The sequence below is a fragment of the Stappia taiwanensis genome, from assembly GCF_014635285.1.
In the GTDB taxonomy this organism is placed as follows: domain Bacteria; phylum Pseudomonadota; class Alphaproteobacteria; order Rhizobiales; family Stappiaceae; genus Stappia; species Stappia taiwanensis.
Genome location: NZ_BMCR01000019.1, coordinates 1 through 1020, shown reverse-complemented (window position 1 = coordinate 1020; position 1020 = coordinate 1). Strand labels below are relative to the sequence as shown.

At 59.9% G+C, this 1020-nt stretch carries 1 protein-coding gene; it reads right to left on the bottom strand.

Going from position 1 to position 1020, the window contains the following annotated elements; genetic code table 11:
- Nucleotides 1-1017 (bottom strand): IS3 family transposase gene (locus tag IEV83_RS20005; RefSeq protein WP_188478637.1). Its coding sequence is split into 2 segments (ribosomal slippage), with 1018 coding nucleotides annotated over them: nt 1-765 and nt 765-1017; the frame shifts between segments, so codons are not numbered across the junction. This gene is flagged as partial in the annotation.
- Nucleotides 1018-1020: the final 3 nt, after the last annotated feature.

The window sequence follows — 1020 nt, the reverse complement described above, 5'->3', positions numbered from 1 at the left end:
GGTTGTAGTCGATCCTCCATTTTTCGATGATCTCGCGGGCATGTCGGTAGTTGCGGAACAGGTGCTCGTTGAGGCACTCGTCCCTCAGCCTGCCGTTGAAGCTCTCTACAAAGCCGTTTTGCATGGGTTTGCCCGGTGCGATGTAGTGCCATTCGACGCTGCGATCCTGCTGCCAGGCGAGCATGGCGTTTGACGTCAGCTCCGTGCCGTTGTCGCTGACAACCATGCAGGGGTAGCCGCGCCGTTCGGCGATCGCATCCAGTTCGCGGGCCACACGTTCACCCGAGAGTGAGTTATCGACCACCGTTGCCAGGCATTCCCGGCTGAAGTCATCGATGACACACAGGATGCGGAAGCGACGGCCGTTGACCAGCGTGTCCGACACGAAGTCGAGGCTCCATCTCTGGTTCGGATCCTGCGGGACCGCCATCGGCGCTCGCGTGCCCAAAGCTCGCTTGCGGCCGCCGCGTTTGCGCACTGTCAGCCGCTCTTCCTTGTAGATTCGATAGAGCTTCTTCCAGTTCACCGCGATGCCCTCCCGCTTCAAAAGCAGGTGCAGGCGACGATAACCGAACCGCCGCCGTTCCGACGACAGCTCACGCAATCGCTCTCGAAGGCCGGCATCGTCCGGCCGGCTCGACTGGTAACGAAAGACGCGCGGCGCAATACCAACCAGGGCACAGGCCCGCCGCTGAGAATAGTCCTTCATCTCGATTGCCCAACTCACGGCTTTCCTCCTGGAGTCGGGCGTCAGAAGTTTTTTGTCAGCATCTCGCGGAGCGTCGATACATCCATCATCTGCTCCGCCAGAAGCTTCTTCAGCTTCGCATTCTCTTCCTCGAGCGCCTTCAACCGCTTGGCGTCCGATACGTCCATGCCGCCGTACTTCTTGCGCCAGGTGTAGAACGTCGCATCAGAGATGCCGTGCTTGCGGCACAGTTCAGCCGGCGTCATGCCCGCCTGATGTGCCTTCAAAATGCCGATGATCTGTTCTTCCGAGAACCGTGACCGTTTCATTGC